Source organism: Microbacterium sp. 4NA327F11, assembly GCF_005503465.1.
Taxonomy (GTDB): Bacteria; Actinomycetota; Actinomycetes; order Actinomycetales; family Microbacteriaceae; genus Microbacterium; species Microbacterium ginsengisoli.
On sequence record NZ_SCOB01000023.1, the window covers coordinates 1 to 23,641 of the forward strand.

General features: G+C 71.7%; 22 protein-coding genes and 1 tRNA gene. 21 read left to right on the forward strand and 2 right to left on the reverse strand.

What is annotated here, in order from left to right; all coding sequences use genetic code 11:
- Positions 1 to 28: 28 nt before the first annotated feature.
- From FFS51_RS12630 to FFS51_RS12670, 9 genes are all read left to right on the forward strand, one after another.
- Positions 29 to 280 carry a DUF4244 domain-containing protein gene (locus FFS51_RS12630; protein WP_045246341.1) on the forward strand — a complete coding sequence of 84 codons (252 nt, stop codon included), beginning with the start codon at positions 29 to 31 and terminating at the stop codon, positions 278 to 280.
- A 93-nt stretch (positions 281 to 373) separates the two neighbouring features.
- Positions 374 to 709: a TadE family type IV pilus minor pilin gene (locus FFS51_RS12635; protein WP_137878533.1), complete on the forward strand. Its 336-nt coding sequence runs from the start codon at positions 374 to 376 to the stop codon at positions 707 to 709.
- Between the two features lies 1 nt (position 710).
- Positions 711 to 1,040: an Rv3654c family TadE-like protein gene (locus FFS51_RS12640; protein ID WP_137878534.1), complete on the forward strand. Its 330-nt coding sequence runs from the start codon at positions 711 to 713 to the stop codon at positions 1,038 to 1,040.
- Between the two features lie 92 nt (positions 1,041 to 1,132).
- Positions 1,133 to 3,862 (forward strand): type I DNA topoisomerase, encoded by a 2,730-nt coding sequence (gene topA, locus FFS51_RS12645; RefSeq protein ID WP_283205740.1) that lies wholly within the window; start codon positions 1,133 to 1,135, stop codon positions 3,860 to 3,862.
- A complete protein-coding gene (gene tmk, locus FFS51_RS12650) occupies positions 3,859 to 4,491 on the forward strand; it encodes a dTMP kinase (protein WP_045246052.1) in 633 nt (210 codons plus the stop codon). Before topA ends, tmk begins: the two co-directional genes overlap by 4 nt.
- A gap of 32 nt (positions 4,492 to 4,523) precedes the next feature.
- Complete coding sequence (locus tag FFS51_RS12655) at positions 4,524 to 5,678, forward strand: DNA polymerase III subunit delta' (protein ID WP_045246054.1); 1,155 nt, start codon at positions 4,524 to 4,526, stop codon at positions 5,676 to 5,678.
- A complete protein-coding gene (locus FFS51_RS12660) occupies positions 5,675 to 7,219 on the forward strand; it encodes an alpha/beta hydrolase (RefSeq protein ID WP_137878535.1) in 1,545 nt (514 codons plus the stop codon). Before FFS51_RS12655 ends, FFS51_RS12660 begins: the two co-directional genes overlap by 4 nt.
- Before the next feature lie 101 nt (positions 7,220 to 7,320).
- Positions 7,321 to 7,396: transfer RNA gene (locus FFS51_RS12665), tRNA-Thr, on the forward strand.
- Positions 7,397 to 7,468: 72 nt separating this feature from the next.
- Positions 7,469 to 7,861 carry a hypothetical protein gene (locus FFS51_RS12670; RefSeq protein ID WP_137878536.1) on the forward strand — a complete coding sequence of 131 codons (393 nt, stop codon included), beginning with the start codon at positions 7,469 to 7,471 and terminating at the stop codon, positions 7,859 to 7,861.
- Between the two features lie 35 nt (positions 7,862 to 7,896).
- Here FFS51_RS12670 and FFS51_RS12675 read toward each other — a convergent pair whose 3' ends face one another.
- Positions 7,897 to 8,787: an EamA family transporter gene (locus FFS51_RS12675; RefSeq protein WP_137878537.1), complete on the reverse strand. Its 891-nt coding sequence runs from the start codon at positions 8,785 to 8,787 to the stop codon at positions 7,897 to 7,899.
- A 58-nt stretch (positions 8,788 to 8,845) separates the two neighbouring features.
- Here FFS51_RS12675 and FFS51_RS12680 point away from each other — a divergent pair, with 58 nt between their 5' ends.
- The 7 genes from FFS51_RS12680 (at position 8,846) to FFS51_RS12710 (ending at position 16,757) form a co-directional block, all read left to right on the forward strand.
- A complete protein-coding gene (locus FFS51_RS12680; protein WP_137878538.1) occupies positions 8,846 to 11,059 on the forward strand; it encodes an MMPL family transporter in 2,214 nt (737 codons plus the stop codon).
- Positions 11,060 to 11,075: 16 nt separating this feature from the next.
- Positions 11,076 to 11,672, forward strand: coding sequence for an isochorismatase family protein (locus tag FFS51_RS12685; protein ID WP_137878539.1), 597 nt, complete (start codon positions 11,076 to 11,078; stop codon positions 11,670 to 11,672).
- A complete protein-coding gene (locus tag FFS51_RS12690; protein ID WP_137878540.1) occupies positions 11,669 to 12,331 on the forward strand; it encodes a DUF2510 domain-containing protein in 663 nt (220 codons plus the stop codon). The genes FFS51_RS12685 and FFS51_RS12690 overlap by 4 nt, the downstream gene beginning before the upstream one ends.
- Positions 12,332 to 12,416: 85 nt before the next feature.
- Positions 12,417 to 13,058 carry a DUF2510 domain-containing protein gene (locus FFS51_RS12695; RefSeq protein ID WP_171006186.1) on the forward strand — a complete coding sequence of 214 codons (642 nt, stop codon included), beginning with the start codon at positions 12,417 to 12,419 and terminating at the stop codon, positions 13,056 to 13,058.
- Positions 13,059 to 13,192: 134 nt separating this feature from the next.
- On the forward strand, positions 13,193 to 14,323 hold the full coding sequence (locus tag FFS51_RS12700; RefSeq protein WP_045246063.1) for a thiamine pyrophosphate-dependent enzyme: 1,131 nt from the start codon (positions 13,193 to 13,195) through the stop codon (positions 14,321 to 14,323).
- Positions 14,320 to 15,330, forward strand: coding sequence for an alpha-ketoacid dehydrogenase subunit beta (locus FFS51_RS12705; RefSeq protein WP_137878542.1), 1,011 nt, complete (start codon positions 14,320 to 14,322; stop codon positions 15,328 to 15,330). Before FFS51_RS12700 ends, FFS51_RS12705 begins: the two co-directional genes overlap by 4 nt.
- On the forward strand, positions 15,327 to 16,757 hold the full coding sequence (locus tag FFS51_RS12710) for a dihydrolipoamide acetyltransferase family protein (RefSeq protein WP_137878543.1): 1,431 nt from the start codon (positions 15,327 to 15,329) through the stop codon (positions 16,755 to 16,757). Before FFS51_RS12705 ends, FFS51_RS12710 begins: the two co-directional genes overlap by 4 nt.
- A 132-nt stretch (positions 16,758 to 16,889) precedes the next feature.
- On the opposite strand, the gene FFS51_RS12715 is transcribed toward FFS51_RS12710, so the two are convergent.
- On the reverse strand, positions 16,890 to 17,498 hold the full coding sequence (locus tag FFS51_RS12715) for a TetR/AcrR family transcriptional regulator (RefSeq protein WP_045246067.1): 609 nt from the start codon (positions 17,496 to 17,498) through the stop codon (positions 16,890 to 16,892).
- A 110-nt stretch (positions 17,499 to 17,608) separates the two neighbouring features.
- Here FFS51_RS12715 and FFS51_RS12720 point away from each other — a divergent pair, with 110 nt between their 5' ends.
- The 5 genes from FFS51_RS12720 to FFS51_RS12740 are packed head-to-tail and all read left to right on the forward strand — an operon-like array spanning position 17,609 to position 23,609.
- Entirely contained in the window at positions 17,609 to 19,219 is a 1,611-nt protein-coding gene (locus FFS51_RS12720; protein ID WP_137878544.1) for a carboxyl transferase domain-containing protein, read from the forward strand.
- Positions 19,216 to 21,138, forward strand: a complete 1,923-nt coding sequence (locus FFS51_RS12725) for an ATP-binding protein (RefSeq protein ID WP_137878545.1) — start codon at positions 19,216 to 19,218, stop codon at positions 21,136 to 21,138. Before FFS51_RS12720 ends, FFS51_RS12725 begins: the two co-directional genes overlap by 4 nt.
- Entirely contained in the window at positions 21,135 to 22,310 is a 1,176-nt protein-coding gene (locus FFS51_RS12730) for an acyl-CoA dehydrogenase family protein (protein WP_137878546.1), read from the forward strand. The genes FFS51_RS12725 and FFS51_RS12730 overlap by 4 nt, the downstream gene beginning before the upstream one ends.
- A complete protein-coding gene (locus FFS51_RS12735) occupies positions 22,303 to 22,800 on the forward strand; it encodes a MaoC family dehydratase (protein WP_137878547.1) in 498 nt (165 codons plus the stop codon). The genes FFS51_RS12730 and FFS51_RS12735 overlap by 8 nt, the downstream gene beginning before the upstream one ends.
- Complete coding sequence (locus FFS51_RS12740) at positions 22,797 to 23,609, forward strand: HpcH/HpaI aldolase/citrate lyase family protein (protein WP_137878548.1); 813 nt, start codon at positions 22,797 to 22,799, stop codon at positions 23,607 to 23,609. The genes FFS51_RS12735 and FFS51_RS12740 overlap by 4 nt, the downstream gene beginning before the upstream one ends.
- The last annotated feature ends 32 nt before the right edge of the window (positions 23,610 to 23,641 follow it).

Genomic DNA, 23,641 nt, shown 5'->3' on the forward strand with positions numbered 1-23,641 from the left:
CCCGTGCCCCCGACAGAAGAGGAACACCATGAATCCCGTCTTTCCCACCCGCCGTGCCTCCCGTCCGGCGCCGCTCCCGCGCCTCACCCTCCGACGAGCGCGGGTGCTCTTCGGGCGCGCGGCCCCCGCCTCCGGCGATGAGGGCGCGGCGACTGCGGAGTACGCGATCGCGACGATGGCCGCGGTCGCGTTCGCCGGCCTGCTGGTCGCCATCATGCGTTCGGATGAGGTGCGCGGCATCCTGGAGGATCTCGTCCGCCGTGCACTGACGGTCGGGTGAGCGGTGCCGCCGACCCGAGGGTTCGGGCCAGGGCGTCGTCGGGCGGTGCGACGGCAGGCGACGCGCCCGCGCGACCGGTCGACCTCGGCGCGAATGCCGCGGCCGGTGCGCGGCGACGAGGGGGCAGTCGCTGCGGAACTCGCCGTCGCCCTCCCCGCTCTCGTGCTCGTCGTCACCCTGTGCGTCGGGGGGCTCGCTGCGGCATCCCTTCAGGTGCGACTGCAGGATGCCGCGGCCGACGCCGCCCGACTGCTCGCCCGCGGTGAGAGCGTCGAGCGGGCGCAGAGCACGGTGGCGCACGCGGAGGGGAGGGCCAGCATGCAGGTCAGTCGGGCAGAGGGGCTCGTGTGCGTGGCGGCGTCCGCGCCGAGCGCGCTGCCGGGCCTCACGATGTCGGCGCGGTCGTGCGCGCTCGAGAGCGGGTGGTGACATGCCGGGGGCGATCGTCACTCTGGCCGGCGCCGTCACCGTCGCGACGATCGCGACGGCCCTCGTGACGGCTGGCGCGGCGACGGCGGCGCGTCAGCGCGCGGTCGTCGCCGCCGACGCGGCCGCGCTCGCCGCGGCGGACGGCGCGAGTGGCGCCGTCGCCGGCGAGCCCTGTGCACTCGCCGAACGGCTCGCCCGCGCCCACCACGCCGAGGTGCGCACCTGCACGATCGACGGCCTCATCGCGACGGTGGGAATCGGGGCGGACTTCGGTGCGTTCCAGATCTCCGCCACCGCACGGGCCGGGCCGCCGCAGGTCGTGGCCCCCTGAGCCGGGCGTGAGTGCGGGCAACGGTCATCGACGCCCCTCAGAGAGCACCGGCCGCCGGGTGTGTATGGTGTGCATCGACGAAAGGACCGTGAGTGGCACAGGGCAAGACCGCCAAGACGGAGAGCGGCAAGAAGCTCGTCATCGTGGAGTCGCCGACCAAGATGACCTCGATCCAGGGCTATCTCGGCGACGGCTACGAGGTGCTCAGCTCGGTCGGTCACATCCGCGACCTCGCGAGCAAGAAGGACATCCCGGCCGAGAAGAAGGCCGCGTACGGCAAGTACTCTATCGACGTCGACAACGGCTTCGACCCCTTCTATGTGGTCAGCGAGCGCAAGACGAAGACGGTCGCCGATCTGAAGCGCGCCCTCAAGTCCGCCGACGAGGTCCTGCTCGCCACCGATGAGGATCGCGAGGGGGAGGCCATCGCCTGGCACCTGCTCGAGGTGCTCTCGCCCAAGGTCCCCGTCAAGCGCATGGTGTTCCACGAGATCACCAAGGACGCGATCCGCAAGGCCGCCGAGAACACCCGCGAGCTCGACCTCGCGCTCGTCGACGCGCAGGAGACCCGCCGCGTGCTCGACCGCCTCTACGGCTGGGACGTCTCGCCGGTGCTGTGGCGCAAGGTCGGCAGCGGCACCCAGGGGCAGGCGCTCAGCGCCGGCCGCGTGCAGTCCGCCGCCACCCGCCTCGTCGTCGACCGCGAGCGCGAGCGCATGGCGTTCGTGTCCGCCAGCTATTGGGACATCGAAGCCCTCGCGACCGCTTCGGGCAGCTCGTTCACGACCCGGCTCGCCCGCATCGACGGCGCCCCGCTCGCCCGTGGCGGCGACTTCGACGACCGCGGCACACTGACCAAGGCCGTCGTCGTGCTCACCGAGGCCGACGCTCGCGCGCTCGCCATCGCGGTCGAGGGCGTGGGTGAGGCATCCGTCATGAGCGTCGACGCGAAGCCCGGCACCCGCAGCCCCCGCGCGCCCTTCACCACCTCGACCCTGCAGCAGGAGGCCGGTCGCAAGCTCTCGATGAGCGCGAAGCACACGATGAGCGTGGCGCAGCGTCTCTACGAGAAGGGGTACATCACCTATATGCGCACCGACTCCACCGCCCTGTCGACGCAGGCGGTGCAGGCGGCGCGCGAGCAGGCCGTCGCTCTCTACGGTGATCGCGCCGTTCCCGCGAACCCGCGCACCTACGCCAGCAAGAGCAAGAACGCGCAGGAGGCGCACGAGGCGATCCGCCCGTCGGGTGAGCACTTCCGCACGCCGGCGTCGATCTCGGGGTCCCTCGACCGCGACGAGCAGCGCGTCTACGACCTCATCTGGAAGCGCACCGTCGCCAGCCAGATGTCCGACGCGAAGTACGAGACCACGACCGTGACCCTCGCGGTTGCCGCGGCATCCAAGAAGCTCGAGTTCACCGCATCCGGCACCGTCTACACCTTCAAGGGCTTCCTCGAGGCGTACGAGGAGGGCCGCGACGAGAAGCGCAACGACGGCGACAAGGCAGACGACCAGTCGCTCCCCGCCCTCGCCGTCGGCGACGTGCTCACCACCAGCGACGTCGAGGCCAAGGGCCACTCCACGAGCCCCAAGCCCCGCTACACCGAAGCCTCGCTCGTCAAGGCGCTGGAGGAGAAGGGCATCGGACGCCCGTCGACCTTCGCGAGCATCATCGATGTGATCCTCGAACGCGGCTACGTCACCAAGCGCGGCCAGGCCCTGGTGCCCAGTTGGCTCGCCTTCAGCGTCGTGCGGCTGCTCGAGCAGCACTTCGCCGACCTCGTCGACTACGACTTCACGGCCGCCCTCGAAGACGACCTCGACGCGATCGCACGCGGCGAACAGCGCCGCGAGGAATGGCTGCGCGAGTTCTACTTCGGCTCCGAGAACCACGTGGGTCTGCGCCACATCGTCGACAACCTCGGCGACATCGACGCGCGCGAGCTCAACTCGACCCGCCTCACCGACACGGCGACGCTCCGGTTCGGCAAGTACGGGCCCTACATCGAGGTCACCGACCCGGATGCCGCGCCCGACACGAAGGCCCGGATCGTCAACGTGCCCGACGACCTCGCGCCCGACGAGCTCACCCCCGACAAGGTGCAGGAGCTCATCGACGCGCCCGTCGCCGGTGACCGTGTGCTCGGCGAGAATCCCGCGAACGGCAAGCTCATCGTCGTGAAGGACGGCCGATACGGCCCCTACGTGCAGGAGCTCGAGCCCGAGGCCGACCCTGAGGTCGACACCGCGACCGGCGAAGTGGTCGAGACGAAGAAGAAGACCACCAAGAAGGATGCCGCGCCGAAGCCGCGCACCGCGTCGCTGTTCAAGAGCATGTCGGTCGACACCGTCGACCTCGACACGGCTTTGCGGCTGCTCGAGCTGCCCCGCACCGTCGGCACCGACCCCGAGAGCGGCGACGAGATCACCGCCCAGAACGGCCGCTACGGCCCCTACCTGAAGAAGGGCACCGACTCGCGCTCCCTGGAGAGCGAGCAGCAGATCTTCGACGTCACCCTCGAGCAGGCGATCGAGATCTACGCGCAGCCGAAGTACGGCGCGCGCCGCGCCTCGAGCGCGCTCAAGGAGTTCGACGCCGACCCGGTCAGCGGCAAGCCCATCCGGGTGCGCGACGGTCGCTTCGGTCCGTATGTCACCGACGGTGAGACGAACGCGACCATCCCGCGCGGCGAGACCGTCGACGACGTCGACTTCGAACGCGCGAAGCAGCTTCTCGCCGACAAGCGCGCCAAGGGGCCGGCGCCCAAGCGCGCGACCGCGCGCCGCACGACGACGCGCAAGACCACCGCGAAGAAGTGACAGGCGACACCCGGCCCGGGCTCTGGATCACCCTCGAGGGCGGCGACGGCTCGGGCAAGACGACGCAGGCGGTGCGTCTGGAGGAGTGGCTGACCGGTGCCGGACGCACCGTCGTGCGCACTCGCGAGCCCGGCGGCACCGAGGTGGGGCGACTCGTGCGAGACATCGTGCTGCACCACCGCGGCGACATCGCTCCCCGCGCAGAAGCGCTGCTCTACGCCGCCGACCGCGCGCACCACATCGCCACACTCGTGCGACCGGCGCTGGAGCGCGGCGACGTCGTCATCCAAGACCGCTACCTCGACTCGTCCGTCGCGTATCAGGGTGCCGGACGCGTTCTCGACGGCGCCGACATCCGCGACATCTCGCTGTGGGCGGCCGAAGGCGAACTGCCCGATCTGACAGTGCTGCTCGACCTCGACCCGGCGTCGGCACGCGCACGACTCGACGCCGCCGACAAGCCGTTCGACCGGCTCGAGGCCGAGAAGGACGACTTCCACGCCCGCGTGCGCGACGCGTACCTTGCGCTCGCCGCCGCCGAGCCCCACCGGTTCCTCGTGATCGATGCTGCCGGAGCACCCGACGACATCGCCGCCACCGTCCGCGCGCGCGTCGCCGCTCTCCTCTGACGACGTCCCCGGCCGCCGATAGTCTGGTCCGCATGGCTGCCACGATCACGGATGTCCCGTGGGGCGATGTGTGGGGCCAGCCCGAGGCTGTCGCACAGCTGCGGGCCGCGGCATCCGATCTCTCGCTGCTCGCCCACGCCTGGCTCATCACCGGGCCGCCCGGGTCAGGGCGCTCGACCCTGGCTCGCGCGTTCGCGGCCGCGCTCATCGCCGAGCCCGGAGACGAGCAGGCGATGCAGCAGGTGCTCATCGGCACCCACCCGGACCTCACCGCCCTGCGCACCGAGCAGGTCGTCATCCGCATCGACGAGGCGCGCTCCCTCGTCGAACGGGCCTATTTCGCCCCCTCACGCGGTCGCTTCCGGGTGATCATCGTCGAAGACGCCGACCGCATGGCCGAGCGCACCTCCAACGTGCTGTTGAAAGCGCTCGAAGAGCCGCCGGCGCAGACGGTCTGGGTGCTGTGCGCACCCAGTGACGCCGACCTTCTGCCCACCATCCGCTCGCGCGTGCGCACCGTTCGACTACGTGAGCCCGAGGTCGCCGACGTCGCGCGGCTCATCGTCGCCCGCACCGGCGTCGACGAGCGCGTCGCCGAGCAGTCCGCCCGTCACGCGCAGCGCCACATCGGCATGGCGCAGCGGCTCGCGACCGACGGTGCCGCCCGCGAACGCCGCGACGCCACACTCCGCGCCGTGCTCGGAGTGCGCGGCGTGTCCGACGCGGTCGAGGTAGCCGCCACCATCGTCAAGCTTGCGACCGACGACGCCAAGGCGCTGACCACAGAGCGGGACGAGGCCGAGCGCGCCGACCTGCTGCGTACGCTCGGCATCGCCGAAGGGCAGGCGGTACCCCCAGCGGTGAGATCGCAGGTCAACGCCCTCGCCGAAGACCAGAAACGCCGCGCGACGCGCAGCCTGCGCGACGGCATCGATCGGGTGCTCACCGACCTCGAATCGCTCTTCCGCGACGCCGTGATGCTGCAGTTCGGGCGGGACGAGGAGAATCTCATCAACCTCGAGCTCGCCTCGCAGCTCCATGCTCTCGCGTCCGCCTGGCCGCCCGACCGCACTCTCACCGTGCTCGATCGCATCACGGTCACCCGTGAGAACCTCGAACGAAACGCCGCCGCAGCCCTTGCGCTCGAAAGCCTGCTCATCACCGTCGCCACCGGGAGGACCGTATGACCCGCACCCGCAACCTGCGGCGCGCCCTCGTCGTGATCGCGGGGCTCGCCGCGGCATCCGTCACCCTCTCGGCGTGCCTCTTCAGCCCCATCGTGCCGCAGCCGATCCCCACGAAGACACCGTCGGCCGACGGCGTGGCCGCGAACGTCGCGAGCTTCTACACCCAGACCCTCAGCTGGTCCTCGTGCGGCACCGGCTTCGACTGCACGTCCGTGACGGCGCCCCTCGACTGGCAGAACCCTGAAGCCGGAACGATCACCCTCGCCGTCATCCGCCATCGCGCGACCAACGGCACGGCGCTCGGATCGCTGCTCACGAACCCCGGGGGGCCGGGCGCGAGCGGCTACGACCTCATCCAGCAGAATCTCGACTATGCGGTCGGCTCCGAACTGCAGAAGACGTTCGACGTGATCGGCTTCGACCCTCGCGGAGTCGGGCGTTCGACCGCCGTGACCTGCTACGACGCGAAGCAGATGGACTCCTATCTGTTCGATCTCGTTCCCGCGCCGCGTGGGAGTGCGACGTGGACCAGCGATCTCGTCGCCAGCCAGAAGGCGTTCGGTGCGGCGTGCGAACAGAACAGCTCCGGGCTCCTGCCCTACATCACGACCGACCAGTCCGCGCGCGACATGGATCTGCTGCGCGGCGTGCTCGGCGACAAGAAGCTGAACTACCTCGGCTACTCCTACGGAACGTTCCTGGGAGCGACCTACGCGAAGCTCTTCCCCCAGAACGTCGGACGCATGGTCCTCGACGGTGCCCTCGATCCGTCGGTGTCGGGACTGGACGTGTCGACCACCCAGGCGATCGGGTTCCAGTCGGCCCTTCGCGCCTACATGACGAACTGCCTCGCCGGGTCGTCGTGCCCGTTCACCGGCACCGTCGATCAAGCCCTCGCCTCCCTCGGCGACCTCCTCGCGCAGGTCGACAAGACCCCGATCACCAACGCGGACGGGCGAAAGCTCGGCGCCGATTCGCTGGTGACCGGCATCGTCGCAGCCCTCTACTCGAAGGACAGCTGGCCGGTGCTCTCCTCGGCCCTCGCCGCCGTCAAGTCCGGCAGCGCCGCGCAGGCGTTCCGGCTCGTCGACTTCTACTACAACCGCAGCAGCAACGGCGTCTACCAGGACAACTCGACCGAGGCGTTCGAGGCGTACAACTGCTTGGACTACCCGCAGGTCACCTCGCAGGCTCTGAAAGACGCCTCCAAGGCCGAGATCGCGGCGAAGGCTCCGACGATCGCGCCGTACTGGAGCGGTCCCGACCCGTGCGCCGTCTGGCCGATCACGGCGACCGGCGTGCGTGAGAAGATCAGCGCCCCCGGCGCCCCGCCGATCATCGTCATCGGCACCACCAACGACCCGGCCACGCCGTACGTGTGGGCGAAGTCGCTCGCGGAGCAGCTGTCGTCCGGCGTCCTGATCACCCATGAGGGCGAGGGGCACACGGCGTTCAACAAGGGCAGCAGCTGCGTCGACGACGCGGTCGTCACCTACTTCGAGACGGGCACGCCCCCGCAGAACGGGCTCACCTGCCAGTAGCGGATGCCGCGGCATCCGCGCGGACGAGGCGAGCGCCGGCGTTCGCGGGCGCTCGGGTGACCATGTAAGATCGGAGATCGTGCGCCGCGGCTTCGCGGCTCGCCACCTTAGCTCAGACGGCAGAGCGATTCACTCGTAATGAATAGGTCAAGGGTTCGATTCCCTTAGGTGGCTCCACACTCGTGAAGGCCCCGGGCGACGCCCGGGGCCTTCGTCGTCGCAGAGGGCGGTTTCGCTACAGTGAAAGGGATGTCGCTGCTCGACGTGCTCGCGGAACTGTTCACCTGGGTGGGCTTCGGCATCGGCGCGCTTCTGGCCGGCGTCGCCGTGGTCGCGTACCTCTTCGACGGCACGTGGATGCGGGTCGATGCGATGCTCGAGCGCGAGGACGGCGAACTCGTCGCGCGGTGGTTCGCGTCCGACGGTGGGGTGGGTCGTGCCGTGCTGCACCCGCACGACGCCGAGCGTCTGGGCGACGCCGCGCATGCGGAGCTCTTCGCCCGCGAGGGGTCACATCACCGTGTGCGCCTGTCGGGGCGGTCGCCTCTCGTTTCCGCGCTCGGATGGTTCGCGGCGGTGTTCCTCGCACTCGGTGTCGTCGCTGTCGCGGCCTCCATGGTGCTGCTGTTCGCCGGAGTCTGAGGCGCGGTCGATCCCGTGGTGAGCGGATGCCGCGCTCAGTCGAGGGCGAGCATCACCGCGGCGCCGAGCGCGAGAGTGAGTCCGACGATCTGCACCGGCGCGATGCGTTCGCGCAGCACGATCGCCGCGAGCACGATCGTGCCGGCTGGGTAGAGCGCCGTCAGCGCGGCGACGATCGACAGATCGCCGGTGCGCAGCGCGAGCAGCATGGCGATGTTCGCCACCGCGTCGCCGACGCCGCCGACGGCGGCCGGCCACCACACGATGCGGCTGCCGGCGACCGCCGCCGGGGAACGCAGCGCCTCGACGACGGAACGGCGCCGCGCCGCCGCCCATGCGATCATGCCGGCGACGATGAGCACCGTGAGGGTGACGTTGACGGCGCGGGAGACGAGCAGTGCATCGAGCCCGCTCTCGGCGGATGTGTGATCGATCGCGATGATCTGCGCGCCGATCGCGAGGCCCGCCCCGACGGCGAGGGCGAGTCCCCGGATGCTGGGACGCACTGCCCCCTGTTCGGGCACGAACCCGACGAGTGCGACGGCGACGAGCGCGACGCCGAGGCCGGCCCAGGCGAGCGGTCCGAGCGACTCACCGCCGACGGTGACGCCCCAGATCATCGGGGCGACGGCCGAGACGATCGCGGTCAGCGGCGACAGGATGCTCATCGGCCCGATCGCGAGGCAGGCGTACAGCAGGGCGAGGGAGACGACGCCGCAGACTCCCGAGATCGCGCCCCAGGCGGCATCCGCGGCGCTCAGCGTGCCGCCCGCGATCGGCGCCGCGATCAGCAGCACGACGACGCCGGTGCACGCGGCGATCGCGGTGACCACGATCGGCTTGAGATGTCGCGCGGTGAGCCCGCCGAGGAAGTCGGCCACGCCCCACAGCAGAGCCCCGCTCAGGGAGAGGAGGGCGGCCAGCATCGCGATCAGCCTAGGGGAGGGGTGGCGCCCGCGATATTTCGCTAGATAAGCTAGGTATATGGATGCCGCGTTCCCCACGTCCCGCCGCAGTGACCGCCGTCAGACCGACCGGGCGACGACCCGCTGGCTGCGCATCGGCATCCCGCTGCTGCTGGTCGCCGTCTGGCTCGCGGGCGGAGCCATCGGCGGACCCTACTTCGGCAAGGTCGACGAGGTGTCCACGAACGACCAGGCGTCGTACCTGCCCCAGAGCGCGCCCTCGACGAAGGTGAACGCGCTGCTGCCCGACTTCCTCGGCTCCGACAGCATCCCGGCGGTCGTCGTGGCCCAGGCACCCTCCGCCCTCACCGATACGCAGAAGGCTGATCTGACGTCCCTCGCCGACCGCTTCGGCGCGGTCTCGGGCGTCACCGGCACGGTGTCGCCCCCGATCATCTCCGACGACGGCCGCGCGGCGCAGATCATCGTGCCCATCTCGTCGTCGGCGTCGGTCGGCGATGTCGTGGGCGAGCTGCGGGCCGCGGCATCCGATCTGTCCGACGGAGTGCAGGTGTGGGTGACCGGTCCCGCCGGGTTCACCGCCGACCTCGTGAAGGGGTTCCTCGGCATCGACGGACTGCTGCTCGGCGTCGCCCTGCTCGCCGTGTTCGTGATCCTGGTGATCGTCTACCGCTCGCCGCTGCTTCCCGTGCTGGTGCTGCTCACCTCGATGTTCGCGCTGTGCGTGGCGCTGCTGACGGTGTGGTGGCTGGCGAAGGCGGGCATCTTCGTGCTCAACGGCCAGGTGCAGGGCATCCTGTTCATCCTGGTGATCGGCGCCGCCACCGACTACGCGTTGCTCTACACCGCCCGCTTCCGCGAGGCGATCGGTGAGGGGATGCCGCGCTGGGCCGCCACGCGCGCCGCCTGGCGGGGAGCGTTCGAGCCGATCCTCGCCTCGGGCGGCACCGTCATCGCGGGCCTGCTGTGCCTGCTGCTCTCCGACCTCGCCACCAACCGCGCCCTCGGCCCGATCGCCGCGATCGGCATCGTGTTCGCGATGCTGTCTGCCCTGACATTCCTGCCGTCGTTGCTCGCCTTGTTCGGGCGCGCCGCCTTCTGGCCGTTCGTGCCGCGGCATCCGCTCGGTGCACTTCCCGACGACCTCACCGCCCCCGTGCGCGGCTTCTGGCCGCGCCAGGCGCGTTTCATCGCCCGCCGCGCCCGCCCGATCTGGATCATCGCGACCATCGTGCTGCTCGCCGCCGGCGTCGGGGTCACGCAGCTGCGCGCGCAAGGTGTTCCCTCGAGCGACCTCGTGCTCGGCGCCTCGGAGGCGCGCGACGGCCAGGCCGTGCTCGGCGACCACTTCCCGGCGGGCTCCGGCAGCCCCGTCACGATCGTCGCACCGCAGTCCGACCTCACTGCGGTCGTGAGCCGTCTCGCCGCCGAGCCGGGCATCTCGAGCGTCGCCGTGGTCTCGGCCGACTCGCCCTCGGGGCAGGCGACCGCCACCGTGCAGGGCGGGCAGCTCGTGCTCGTATCGCAGGGGCCGCCCGCCGCGACCGCACCTGCCCCGACGGTGCGCGACGGCGACGTGCTCGTCTCTGCGACCCTCACCGACGCGGCCGACTCGACGGCGGCCGAGAACGTCGTGCGCACCATCCGCGCCGACCTCGACACGCAGCTCGGTGCCGGCACGACGCTCGTCGGCGGCACCACCGCGCTCGACGTCGACGCGAACGACACGGCGATTCACGACCGCACCGAGATCATTCCCGTCATCCTCGGGGTGATCCTGCTGATCCTCATGCTGCTGCTGCGTTCGATCCTCGCGCCGGTGCTGCTCGTGCTCAGCGTCGTGGTCTCGTTCGCCGCGGCCCTCGGAGTGAGCGCACTCGTGTTCGACGGCGTGCTCGGATTCCCGGGCGCCGACCCATCGGTCCCGCTCTACGGGTTCGTGTTCCTCGTCGCACTCGGCGTCGACTACAACATCTTCCTGATGTCGCGCGTAAGAGAGGAGTCCGTTCGCCACGGCACGCGCCGCGGCATCCTGCGCGGCTTCGTCGCCACCGGCGGGGTCATCACGTCGGCCGGCCTCGTGCTCGCGGCCACGTTCGCGGCGCTGGGAGTCATCCCGATCCTCTTCCTCGCGCAGATCGCGTTCATCGTCGCGTTCGGCGTGCTGCTCGACACCTTCGTGGTGCGGTCGCTGCTCGTGCCCGCGCTCGCCTACGACCTCGGCAAGGTGATCTGGTGGCCCTCGGCGCTGTGGCGGCGCGGGGCGCCGTGACGCCTATGCTGGCGCTATGACGCGGGCCCTGTTCATCGTCGACGTGCAGAACGACTTCACCGAGCACGGAGCGCTGGGGGTGGTCGGGGGTGACGCCGTCGCCCGCCGCATCTCCGCGTTCCTCGCCGCCCACCGAGGCGAGTACACGCTGGTCGTGGCGTCCCGTGACTGGCATGACGCCGAGGGTGACAACGGTGGGCACTTCGCCGCCGAACCCGACTTCGTCGACACCTGGCCGCCCCACTGCGTCGCCGGGACCCCCGGCGCCGACTATGACGACGGGTTCGATCCGACGGGCGTCGACGTGCACCTGAAGAAGGGGCAGGGCAAGCCCGCCTACTCGCTCTTCGAGGGCGTCGCCGACGACGGCCGCACCGCGACCGACCTGCTGACCGAGCGCGGCACCCTCGACATCGACATCGTCGGCATCGCGACCGACTACTGCGTGCGCGCCTCTGCCCTCGACGCCCTCGCCGCCGGGCGGCGCGTGCGGGTGTTCACGGATCTCATCGAGGGTGTGCACGCCGACTCCAGCGCGGCCGCGCTCGCCGAGATCGGCCATGCGGGCGGCGAGATCACGACGTCGGATGCCGCGACCGGGGGCCGGCCGTGAGCGCGCCGTGGCCGGCGGTCGCCGTCGCCCCGGGGTGGTACCCGGATCCCGTCGACGCTCGCTTCGTGCGGTGGTGGTCCGGTCGCGAGTGGACGGGCCACGTGCAGGGGGCGATCGCCAGACCCGCTCCTCCGGCCGTGCGTCGAGACATCCGCACGGGGACGGTGTGGATCTGGCTCATCACACTCTCGCCGCTGCTGTCCACGGCGACGCTCTTTGTGTGGAACATCCCCGCCGATGTCGACGTGCTCCTTCACGACATCGCGCGCCAGGCGTACGACACAGGCCCGTTCGACACGACGATCCTCTCGATCGTCGCCACCCGTGGGCTGATCTGGTATCTGATCGTGCTCGCCGTGAGTGCGCTCGTCTACGCCGCGGGCGTGGCCATGTCGGCGCGCGACGCGGCCGTGCTGCGCCGACGAGGAGTCGTCGACCCGTTCCCGTGGGCGTGGGCGTTCCTGGCGGGTTCGATCTACGTGATCGGGCGCACAGTGATCGCGCGGCGTCGCACAGGCAGCGATCTCGGGATGCTGTGGGTGGAGATCGGCCTGATCGTGCTGGTGAACGTCCTCGTCGTCGTCTGGTTGGTGGTCATCCTCATGTCCGTGGGCGCCACGATGGCCAGCCTGTCCGGTGGCGTGATCTCGTCGGTCTGACTTCGGCGCCCGATCTCGACCCGGTGCGCATCGGCGACGTAGGCTGATCGCAGATTCAGGAGATTCACGACGAAGGTGGACGAGCGTGAGTGACAGCGAGAGCGCGGCGGTCGCCGGCTGGTATCCCGACCCCCTGCAGCCCGGCGCCGAGCGGTGGTGGGACGGCACGGCATGGAGCACGGCGACACGGCTGATCGCCGCCCCCGCGGTGGAGACGGGGTCCCCGGCGCCCATCACGAGCGGGGTCGATTCGATCTGGATCTGGCTGGTCGTGCTCGTCCCCGTGCTCAATCTGCTGCGCTTGCCGCTGATGGACATCGGCGGCTACGTGCAGGCAGTCTTCGAGGCCACGCGATACGGCCGCGGATCGGGACAGATCGCGGCGGTGCTCACGACCTGGGGGCCTCGATTCCTGCTCTCGTCGGCGCTCGGAGTGGTGACGTACGGGCTCACCGTGCTCTTCGGTGCGCTCGACTGGCTGCGCTTGCGTCGGCTCGGCGTCGATCGGCCGTTCCACTGGGCGTGGGGTTTCCTCTGGTCACTCGTCTACGTCATCGGGCGCGCCGTGGTGATCCGACGCCGTACCGGGAAGCTGTCGCCCACCCTCTGGATCTCCATCGCCGTCGTCATCGTTGTGATCGCGGTGTCGATCGCGTTCACGTTCGCCGCAGTCCTCGGCGCACTCCAGGGCATCACGCCCATTCCGCCCTCAGGAATCGGCAGCTGAATTCACAATTCGCTCAATTGCAGTGTCGAGTCTTGAGCTGACTGCTGCATCGACGTAGTCTCCAGGTGTCGGCGACGAGGCCGACACGAGCCGTCGTCCGGCCTCACGAGGGCCGGCGCGAACCGGAGGTCGCAATGGTGCACACCCTCATCCCCGAGACCCTTCCCGCCGCCGACGTCGACGACGTCGCGCGGGTGCTCACCCCTGAGGGCGAGCGCATCCCTGATCGACTGCTCGACCCCTGGATCACGGATGTCGACACCGGCGCCCTGCGCGCGCTGCACCGCGACATGTCGGTGCTGCGCCGCCTCGACGCCGAGGGCGTGGCCCTGCAGCGTCAGGGGCAGCTCGGCCTCTGGGCGCCGTGCGCCGGCCAGGAGGCCACCCAGATCGGCATCGCCCGGGCGTTCCGCGACGACGACTTCCACTTCACGAGCTATCGCGAGCTCGGCGTGCTCTACGCGCGCGGAGTGAGCCCCGAAGGCCTCGTGCGCCAGTGGCGTGGCGAGGCGCCCTCGGGCTACGACCCGTTCGACGTGCACGTCGCGCCGCTGCAGATCATCATCGGCGCGCAGAGCCTGCACGCCGTCGGCTACGCGATGGGCGTGCAGCGCGACGGCGGCGACCAGGTCGCCGCGGCCTGGTTCGGTGACGGCGCGACGAGCGAGGGCGATGTCAGCGAGGCGCTCGTGTGGGCGGCATCCTTCGACGCACCCGTCGTGTTCGTGTGCACCAACAACCAGTACGCGATCTCCGAGCCCGTCGGCGTGCAGACCCGGCACTCGATCGCCACCCGTGCCGCCGGCTTCGGGGTGCCGAGCCTGCGCGTCGACGGCAACGATGTGCTCGCGTGCCTCGCCGCCGGGCGCTGGGCCGCCCACCACGCCCGCTCGGGGGAGGGCCCCGCCTTCATCGAGGCGGTCACGTACCGGATGGGACCGCACACCACGAGCGACGATCCCACCCGCTACCGCACCGCCGACGAGCGCGAGGCATGGGCGCGGCGCGATCCGATCGACCGTGTCGCCGAATACCTCGACGGCCTCGGCGCGATGGATGACGCGTTCGCGGCCGAGGTGGCCGTGGCATCCGATCAGGCGGCCGCCGACATGCGCGCGGCGTGCCTCGCGATGACGACGGCGCCCGCCCTGAGCGTGTTCGACCACGTCTATGCCGAGCCGCACGCGGCGCTCGCCGCCCAGCGCGGCCGGTTCGCCGCCTACCTCGACGGGTTCGAGGGCGCCGAGACCGAGGCCGCACGATGACGACGCTCCCGATGGGCAAGGCCCTCAACGCCGGACTCCGGCGCGCGCTCGCCGACGACGACCGCGTGCTCGTCATGGGCGAGGACGTCGGACGCCTCGGCGGGGTGTTCCGCATCACCGACGGACTTCAGGCGGAGTTCGGTGCGCAGCGCGTCATCGACACCCCGCTGGGCGAGGCGGGCATCGTCGGCACGGCGGTCGGGCTCGCGTTCCGTGGGTTCCGGCCGGTCGTCGAGATCCAGTTCGACGGCTTCGTGTACCCCGCGTTCGACCAGATCGTCTCGCAGGTCGCGAAGCTGCACTACCGCTCGCAGGGGCGGGTTCGGATGCCCCTGACCATCCGCATCCCGTGGGCGGGCGGCGTGGGCGCGGCGGAGCACCACTCCGAGTCGCCGGAGGCCTACTTCGTGCACACGTCGGGGCTGCGGGTCGTGGCGGTCTCGAACCCGCAGGACGCCTACACGATGTTGCGCCAGGCGATCGCCTGCGACGACCCGGTGGTCTTCTTCGAGCCCAAGCGGCTCTACCACGCCAAGGGCGAGGCCGACCTCGACGGCGACCTCGCCGATGCGCCCCCGATGGGTCTCGCCCGTATCGCCCGTGAGGGCACGGATGTCACCGTGCTCACCTACGGCGGGCAGGTGACCACGGCGCTCGACGCGGCCGTCGCCGCGGAGGACGAGGGCGTCTCGCTCGAGGTCATCGACCTGCGCTCGCTGTCGCCCGTCGACTATCGCACCGTGACCGCATCGGTGCGCAAGACCGGACGGGTCGTCGTCGTGCACGAGGCCGCCGCCGAGGCGGGCGTCGGCGCGGAGCTGGTCGCGAGCGTCACCGAGCGCTGCTTCACGTTCCTCGAGGCGGCGCCCGTGCGGGTGACCGGGCACGACATCCCGTACCCGCCCGCGAAGCTCGAGAAGCACCACCTGCCCGACCTCGACCGGGTGCTCGACGCGGTCGACCGGGTGCTCGACCGGCCGAACAGCCTGACGGGGGTCGAGCTGTGAGCGTCGAGTTCGCCCTGCCCGACCTCGGCGAAGGTCTCGCCGACGCCGAGATCGTGCAGTGGCTGGTCGCCGAGGGCGACACCGTGACCCTCAACCAGACCCTCGCCGAGGTCGAGACCGCGAAGGCCATCGTCGAGCTGCCGTCGCCGCACGCGGGTGTCGTCTCCCGACTGCATGCGGCCGCCGGCGACACGGTCGACGTGGGGGCTCCGCTCGTCACGTTCGACGCAGCGGTCGAGGCGGCCAGCGATGCCGTGCCCGCCGAGCCGGCGCCGGTCGACTCCGCTCCCGCCGAGCCGGCGGTCGGCGAGGAGGCCGCGGCATCCGTCGATGCTGATGCTGACACTGATGCCGACGACGAGCACGAGGATGCCGCGCCCCGCCCGAACCTCGTCGGGTACGGCGCGCTCGCCCGTTCGGGCGCGCGCCCGCAGCGGCGTCCGCGTCGGGTGCGCGAGGTCGCCGAGGTCGACACGGCCGTGCTCGACGCGGCGCCGCACGACGCGCACGTGAGTTCTCAGGTCGACGACGGCCCGCTCGAGCGACTGCGGTCCACGCCGCCGGTGCGCCGGCATGCGAAGGAGCTCGGCGTCGAGCTGGCGCTCGTCGCGGCCGCCGGGGCGACCGGCGTCATCACCCGCGCCGACGTCGACGCGTTCGCCGCGCGCGTCGGGGCGTCGGCGCCCGCGGGGCCAGGCCCCGCCGTCGCACCGGCTCTGGCCGCGGCATCCGATCGTCACGTGCCCGTGCGCGGCGTGCGCAAGCGCACGGCCGAGGCGATGGTGCGCAGCGCCTTCACCGCCCCACACGTCACGATGTTCCACACCGTGGATGTCACGGCCACCACCGCGTTCGTCGCCTCGCTGCGCGACGACCGTGCGCTGGCCGGGCACCGCATCGGGGTGATGGCGGTCGTCGCGAAGGCGGTGTGCCTCGCGCTCGGCGCGACGCCGTCGCTCAATGCGACATGGGACGAATCGGGGGAGGAGATCGTGGAGCACACCGCCGTGCACCTCGGCATCGCCGCCGCCACCGACCGCGGACTCGTGGTGCCCGTCGTGCACGACGCCGGTCGGCTCGGACTCGTCGCCCTCGCCGACGCGATCGGCGACCTGACGCGCACCGCGCGCGACGGGCGCACGACTCCCGCCGGGTTCGCCGGCGGCACGTTCACGATCAGCAACGTCGGGGTGTTCGGTGTGGAGGCCGGCACCCCGATCCTCACGCCGGGGCAGTCCGGCATCCTCGCGGTGGGTGCGGTGCAGCGTCGGCCGTGGGAATGGCAGGGGGAGGTGGCGCTGCGCGACGTCGTGACGCTCAGCCTGTCGTTCGACCACCGCGTCGTCGACGGCGAGCAGGGCGCCCGGTTCCTCACCGACGTCGGCGGTGTGCTCACGGAGCCTGGCCGCGCGATGCTCCTCGGCTAGTCCGAGGCCCCGGGAGACCCCGCGGCCGGTGATCCGGTCGCGGGGGTCTCGCGCGCGTGCGGCGCGCAGCCGTGCACGGTGGCCGCTGTGCGGGGCCGCACGGTTGCGCGCCCACCTCGCCGCGCGCCGGACTCAGGCGTCGAGGGCGCGCAGCGCGAGGTCGTGCAGGATCGCCCCGACGGTCTGGTCGCCGGGGGCGCCGCGGAGGCCGCGCACGCTGTGGGGGGTCGAGTTGATGAGGCCGAACACGGCGTGCGCCCGCACGCGCAGGTGGGTCGCGGGCACGTCGGGGTGCCGGTGCTGCAGCACGCGGGTCCACAGTTCGACGTACTCGCGCTGCAGGCGTCGCACGCGATGGCGGTCAGGGTCGTGCAGGTTCTCGAGGTCGCGATCCTGCACGCGGATGACGTCGGCGTCGGCGAGGGCGAACGCCACATGGAAGCGCACGAGCGCGTCGAGCTGGTCGCCGGGATCGTCGTGGGCGGCGATGACGGTCCGGCCACCCTCGAGCAGCCGTTCGCTCGCGCCGACCAGGATCTCGCCGAGCAGTGCCTGCTTGCCGGCGAAGTGCCGGTAGAGTGCGGGGCCGCTCACGCCCACGGCGGCTCCGAGCTCTTCGATGGACACCGCGGCGAACCCCTTGCGGGCGAACAGGGCGGATGCCGCGCGTACCAGGGCGTCCTGCCGTTCGGTCTTCGCGCGCTCCCGCGCGGTGGGCGTCTCGACGTCGTTGTCGGCCACGCCGCCCCCTTGTCATCTCGGTTAGCGGACGCTAACGTGAATTCCAGTTAGTGAACACTAACACTGCGGCGCATCCGATGGGGGATGCGAACGACATCGATGGAGATGGGATGACCGCGACCGACACCGTGACCGGCATCGCCGGCGCCGCCGACGTGCGCACCCAGGCGGACCTCGCCCGGGAGCTGCGTGCGCGTCTCGCTGTCGCGGCCGAGGGCGGGCCCGAGGCATCCCGTCGTCGTCACACCGAGCGCGGCAAGCTGCTCGTGCGTGACCGCATCGCCCGACTGCTCGACGAGGGCAGCCCCTTCCTCGAACTCGCCCCGCTGGCCGCCGACGGGCTCTACGACCCAGACGCCCCGGGCGCCGGTGTCGTCGCAGGCATCGGCCTCGTGCACGGGCGCCACGTCATGGTGATCGCCAACGACGCGACGGTGAAGGGCGGCACCTACTATCCGCTGACGGTGAAGAAGCACCTGCGGGCGCAGGAGGTCGCGCTCGAGAACCGCCTGCCGTGCATCTGCCTCGTCGACTCGGGTGGCGCATTCCTGCCGATGCAGGACGAGGTCTTCCCCGACCGCGACCATTTCGGTCGCATCTTCTTCCACCAGGCGCGCATGTCGGCCGCCGGCATCCCCCAGATCGCCGCGGTGCTCGGCTCGTGCACGGCGGGCGGCGCGTACGTGCCGGCGATGAGCGACGAGACGGTGATCGTGCGGGGACAGGGCACGATCTTCCTCGGCGGCCCGCCGCTCGTGAAGGCCGCGATCGGCGAGGTCGTCACGGCCGAGGAACTCGGCGGCGGCGAGCTGCACGCCCGCACGTCGGGGGTCGTCGACCATCTCGCCGACGACGACGCCCACGCGCTCGAGATCGTGCGCGACATCGTCGCGACCCTTCCCGCGCCGCCGGCCCCCGCCTGGGACATGCGGGCCAGCGTGTCGCCCGCGGCCGACCCCGCCGAGCTCTACGACCTCGTTCCCGTCGACGTCACGCAGGCGTACGACGTGCACGCCGTGATCGAGCGCCTCGTCGACGGCGACCCCGACGGGTGCTCGTTCCACGAGTTCAAGGCCGACTACGGCACGACGCTCGTGACCGGCTTCGCGCGTCTGCACGGCCACCCCGTCGGCATCGTCGCCAACAACGGCGTGCTCTTCGGGGCATCCGCTCTGAAAGGCGCCCACTTCATCGAGCTGTGCGACCAGCGCGGCATCCCGCTCGTGTTCCTGCAGAACATCTCGGGATTCATGGTCGGTCGTGACGTCGAGGCCGGCGGCATCGCGAAAGACGGAGCCAAGATGGTCACCGCTGTCGCGACCACCCGTGTGCCGAAGTTCACGGTGCTCATCGGGGGCTCGTTCGGGGCCGGGAACTACTCGATGTGCGGGCGCGCCTACAGCCCCCGCTTCCTGTGGTCGTGGCCGGCCAGCCGCATCTCGGTCATGGGCGGTGCGCAGGCGGCGACGGTGCTCGCGACAGTCAAGCGCGACCAGCTCGAGGCCCGCGGCGACGACTGGTCGACCGGGGAGCAGGAGGAATTCGAGGCGCCCATCCGCGCCCAGTACGAGCAGCGCGGCAACCCGTACTACGCCACCGCCCGGCTCTGGGACGACGGCATCGTCGACCCGCTCGACACGCGCGACCTGCTGGGGCTCGCCCTGGACGTCGCCTCCCGCACGCCGCTTCCCGCCCCGGCCTTCGGGCTCTTCCGGATGTGAGCGACGTGCCCCTCTTCGACACCGTGCTGGTCGCGAACCGCGGCGAGATCGCCCGCCGGGTGATCCGCACGCTGCGGCGCCTCGGCATCCGGTCGGTCGCCGTCTACAGCGACGCGGACGCCGACGCGCCGCACGTGCGCGAGGCCGACGAGGCGGTGCGCATCGGCGAGGCCGCCGCCGCGCGCAGCTACCTGAGCATCGACGCGCTGATCGCGGCCGCGCAGGTCACGGGCGCGCAGGCCGTGCACCCCGGCTACGGGTTCCTGTCCGAGAGTGCCGCGTTCGGTGCGGCGTGCGCGGCCGCCGGCATCGTCTTCATCGGGCCGGGCGAGCGCGCGCTCGAGGTCATGGCCGACAAGATCCGTGCGCGCGATCACGTCGCCGCGCACGGCGTGCCGATCGTTCCCGGCTTCAGTGCGGCGGCGCTCGGCGACGACGAGATCGCCGCGCGCGCGGCCGACGTCGGGTTCCCGCTGCTCGTGAAGCCCTCCGCGGGCGGCGGCGGCAAGGGCATGGAGGTCGTGACGGATGCCGCGGCCCTCCCCGCAGCGCTCGAGACCGCCCGGCGCGTGGCCCGGGCCGCCTTCAGTGACGACACGCTCCTGCTCGAGCGGCTGGTGACCCGACCGCGCCACATCGAGGTGCAGGTGCTCGCCGACGCCCACGGGGCGGTCATCCATCTGGGGGAGCGGGAGTGCACGCTGCAGCGGCGCCACCAGAAGGTCGTCGAGGAGGCCCCGTCGCCCGCCGTCGACGCGGCGCTGCGCGCGCGTCTCGGTGCCGCCGCCGTCGCGGCCGCGGCATCCGTCGACTACCGGGGTGCCGGGACCGTGGAGTTCCTCGTGTCGGCCGACCGCCCGGAGGACTTCTTCTTCATCGAGATGAACACGCGGCTGCAGGTCGAGCACCCGGTCACCGAGGCCGTCACCGGCATCGACCTCGTCGAGCAGCAGCTGCGCATCGCGGCGGGCGAGCAGCTGCACATCGCACAGAGCGACGTCGTGCTCGACGGACATGCCGTCGAGGCGCGCGTGTACGCCGAGAGTCCCGAGCGGGGCTTCCTGCCGGCGACCGGCGCGGTGGTGCGCTGGCTGCCCGCCCCGGGCGTGCGCACCGACGCGGCGGTCGAGACCGGATCGCACGTCACCACCGACTACGACCCCATGATCGCGAAGGTGATCGCCCACGCACCCACCCGGGCCGCCGCGCTCGCCGCGCTCGACCGCGGTCTGCGCGACACCGTGTTGCTGGGCCTCGAGACGAACATCGGATTCCTGCGCGACCTGATCGCGCTGCCGGCGGTCGTCGCCGGCGACCTCGACACCGGCATCATCGAGCGGATGCCGCCTCCCGTCCCGCGTGCGCCGACCGAGGCCGCCCTGCGGGTCGCGGCCGCCGCAGCCCCCGCGCCCGGCGCGACGGAGCCCGCGTTCGCCTCGCCGCTCTGGCGGGCGGGAAGCGGGTGGCGCGCCTCGGCGCCCGCTGTCGTCGCCGAGCGGGCGTTCGCGACGGCGGACGGCGACGTCGTCGCGGTGCGCCCCGCTCCCGTGACCGGCGAGAGCGCGCGGGATGCGGACGGCACCGTGTGGGTGCACACCGCCGACGGCACCTGGGCGCTCACCCCGCTCAGCCGTCGCGCCGCCGACGAGCGGCGGCGGGCGCGGCGTAAGCGGGGGGATGCGGCATCCGACCCCCGGCTCGCCGCGCCCATGCCGGGCACGGTCGTCGCCGTGCACCACGCCAACGGCGATGCGGTCACCGCCGGCACCCGCATCGTCACGATCGAGGCCATGAAGATGGAGCACCCCCTCACCGCGCCCCACGACGGCACGGTGCACCTCGACGCCGCCGTCGGCGACCAGGTGAGACTGGGGCAGGTGCTCGCCCGCGTCGACCCCCACCCGGAAGGAACACCATGACGCTCACGCACGACTACGACCTCACCGACGACGAGCGCGAGCTCGCCGCGATGGTGCGCGCGTTCGCCGACGAGGTGGTGGCGCCGCGCGCGTACGAGGCCGACCGCACCCACACGCTGCCGCTCGACATCGTCGCGCAGATGGGGGAGATCGGTCTGTTCGGACTGCCTTTCCCCGAGGAGGTCGGTGGCCAAGGCGGCGACTACATGGCCCTGTGTCTCGCGATCGAGGCGCTCGGACGCGTCGACCAGTCGATCGCGATCACCCTCGAGGCCGGCATCGGGCTGGGCGCCATGCCCGTCTTCCGCCACGGCAGCGACGCCCAGCGTGAGAGGTGGCTCCCCGACCTCGTCGCGGGGCGAGCGCTCGCCGGTTTCGGTCTCACGGAGCCCGAGGCGGGATCGGATGCAGGCGCCACCCGCACGACCGCGAGGCTCGACGGCGACGAATGGGTGATCAACGGGGCGAAGCAGTTCATCACGAACTCCGGCACCGCCATCACCCGCTTCGTGACGGTGACCGCCGTCACCGGCGACCGCGGCGGACGCCCCGAGATCTCGACCATCATCGTGCCCAACGGCACCCCCGGGTTCACCGTCGAGCCCGCCTACGACAAGGTCGGCTGGCACGCCTCCGACACGCACCCGCTCACCTTCGTCGACGCCCGGGTGCCGGCGGAGAACCTCCTCGGCGAACGGGGTCGCGGCTACGCGAACTTCCTCGCGGCGCTCGACGAGGGGCGCATCGCCATCGCCGCGCTCGCGACCGGTGCCGCAGAAGGATGCCTCGAGGCATCCGTCGACTACGCCAAGTCGCGCACCGTGTTCGGGTCGGCGCTCGCCGGCAGGCAGGGCATCCAGTTCCTCATCGCCCGCATGCAGGCGCGCGTGCACACCGCCCGCCTCGCCTGGCACTACGCCGCCCGGCTGCGCGACGGCGGCCGGCCGTTCAAGACCGAGGCGGCGCTCGCCAAGCTCGTCGCCAGCGAGGCAGCGATGGACAACGCGCGCGATGCGACCCAGGTGTTCGGCGGGAACGGGTTCATGAACGAGTACCCGGTCGCCCGGCACTACCGCGACGCGAAGATCCTCGAGATCGGCGAGGGCACCACCGAGGTGCAGCTGCTGCTGATCTCCCGGTCGCTCGGCCTCGAGGAGCCCGCCCGTGTCTGAGCCTGTCGACCCGCGCGAACCCATCGAGCAGCGCGGACTCTACTTCGAGGAGTTCGAGGTCGGCGCGCGCTACCGTCACCGGCCAGGGCGCACGGCGACCGAGGCCGACAACGTGCTGTTCACGACCCTCACCATGAACCCGCAGGCCCTGCACCTCGACGCCGCGTACGCCGCCACCCAGCCGTTCGGACGGCCCCTCATCAACTCGCTGTGGACCCTCGCGACCATGGTCGGCCTCTCGGTCGCGCAGCTCACGCAGGGCACGCTCGTCGCCCAGGTCGGCCTCGACGACATCTCCTTCCCCGCGCCGCTGTTCGCCGGTGACACCCTCATCGTCGAATCCGAGGTGCTCGCCGCGCGCATCTCCGGATCGCGCCCGGGCCAGGGGGTTGTGACCCTGCGCCACACGGGCCGCAATCAGGACGGAGTCGTGGTGGCCGCGGCATCCCGGATCGTGCTCGTCTGGTGTCGAGACCGGGGCGAGTCATGAGCGTCGAGCTGCCGGGGCCCGCGCTGCTGTTCTGCCCCGCCGACCGACCCGACCGGTTCGCCAAGGCCGCAGAGCGCGCCGATGGCGTCATCCTCGACCTCGAGGACGCCGTCGCCGCCGCCGACAGACCCGCGGCCCGGGCGGCCCTCGCGGCTGCAGATCTCGACCCCGACCGCACCATCGTGCGCGTCAATCCGGTCGGAACCGCTGACCACGTCGCCGACCTCGTGGCGCTCGCGACGACGCCGTTTCGCACCCTGATGGTCGCGAAGGCGGCGTCTGCGGCAGCGCTCGCGACGATCGACATCCGCTACCGCCTCATCCCGCTCTGCGAGACGGCGCGCGGCGTCATCGAGGCCGAATCCCTCGCCACCCTCCCCACGGTGATCGGTCTGATGTGGGGCGCCGAGGACCTCGTCGCCTCGCTCGGCGGCACCTCCAGCCGCGCCCGGGACGGTCGCTACCGCGACGTCGCCCGCCATTCCCGATCGCGCGTGCTGCTCGCCGCGGGGGCGTACGGGCTCGCCGCGGTCGACGCCGTGCACATCGACATCGACGACGAGCGGGGGCTGGCCGAGGAGGCACGGGATGCCGCAGCATCCGGGTTCCACGCGACCGCATGCATCCACCCCGCCCAGGTCGCCGTCGTCCGCGCGGCCTACGCGCCGACCGTGGAGGAGGTCGCGCGTGCCCGGGCGGTGCTCGCCGCCGCCGAGGATTGGGCCGGGGTGTTCGCGTTCGACGGCGCGATGGTCGACGAGCCGCTGTTGCGGCACGCCCGCGCGGTGGTCGCCCGCGCCGGCGGGTGAGGGGCCGGCCGGCGGCTGTCAACCCTGTGCGC

Bases quoted from the DNA above. Each gene is read 5' to 3' on its own strand.
- FFS51_RS12630 (WP_045246341.1), top strand. From the start codon at position 29: ATGAATCCCGTCTTTCCCACCCGCCGTGCCTCCCGTCCGGCGCCGCTC.
- FFS51_RS12635 (WP_137878533.1), top strand. From the start codon at position 374: ATGCCGCGGCCGGTGCGCGGCGACGAGGGGGCAGTCGCTGCGGAACTC.
- FFS51_RS12640 (WP_137878534.1), top strand. From the start codon at position 711: ATGCCGGGGGCGATCGTCACTCTGGCCGGCGCCGTCACCGTCGCGACG.
- FFS51_RS12655 (WP_045246054.1), top strand. From the start codon at position 4,524: ATGGCTGCCACGATCACGGATGTCCCGTGGGGCGATGTGTGGGGCCAG.
- FFS51_RS12660 (WP_137878535.1), top strand. From the start codon at position 5,675: ATGACCCGCACCCGCAACCTGCGGCGCGCCCTCGTCGTGATCGCGGGG.
- FFS51_RS12670 (WP_137878536.1), top strand. From the start codon at position 7,469: ATGTCGCTGCTCGACGTGCTCGCGGAACTGTTCACCTGGGTGGGCTTC.
- FFS51_RS12675 (WP_137878537.1), bottom strand. From the start codon at position 8,787: ATGCTGGCCGCCCTCCTCTCCCTGAGCGGGGCTCTGCTGTGGGGCGTG.
- FFS51_RS12680 (WP_137878538.1), top strand. From the start codon at position 8,846: ATGGATGCCGCGTTCCCCACGTCCCGCCGCAGTGACCGCCGTCAGACC.
- FFS51_RS12685 (WP_137878539.1), top strand. From the start codon at position 11,076: ATGACGCGGGCCCTGTTCATCGTCGACGTGCAGAACGACTTCACCGAG.
- FFS51_RS12700 (WP_045246063.1), top strand. From the start codon at position 13,193: ATGGTGCACACCCTCATCCCCGAGACCCTTCCCGCCGCCGACGTCGAC.
- FFS51_RS12705 (WP_137878542.1), top strand. From the start codon at position 14,320: ATGACGACGCTCCCGATGGGCAAGGCCCTCAACGCCGGACTCCGGCGC.
- FFS51_RS12720 (WP_137878544.1), top strand. From the start codon at position 17,609: ATGACCGCGACCGACACCGTGACCGGCATCGCCGGCGCCGCCGACGTG.
- FFS51_RS12730 (WP_137878546.1), top strand. From the start codon at position 21,135: ATGACGCTCACGCACGACTACGACCTCACCGACGACGAGCGCGAGCTC.
- FFS51_RS12740 (WP_137878548.1), top strand. From the start codon at position 22,797: ATGAGCGTCGAGCTGCCGGGGCCCGCGCTGCTGTTCTGCCCCGCCGAC.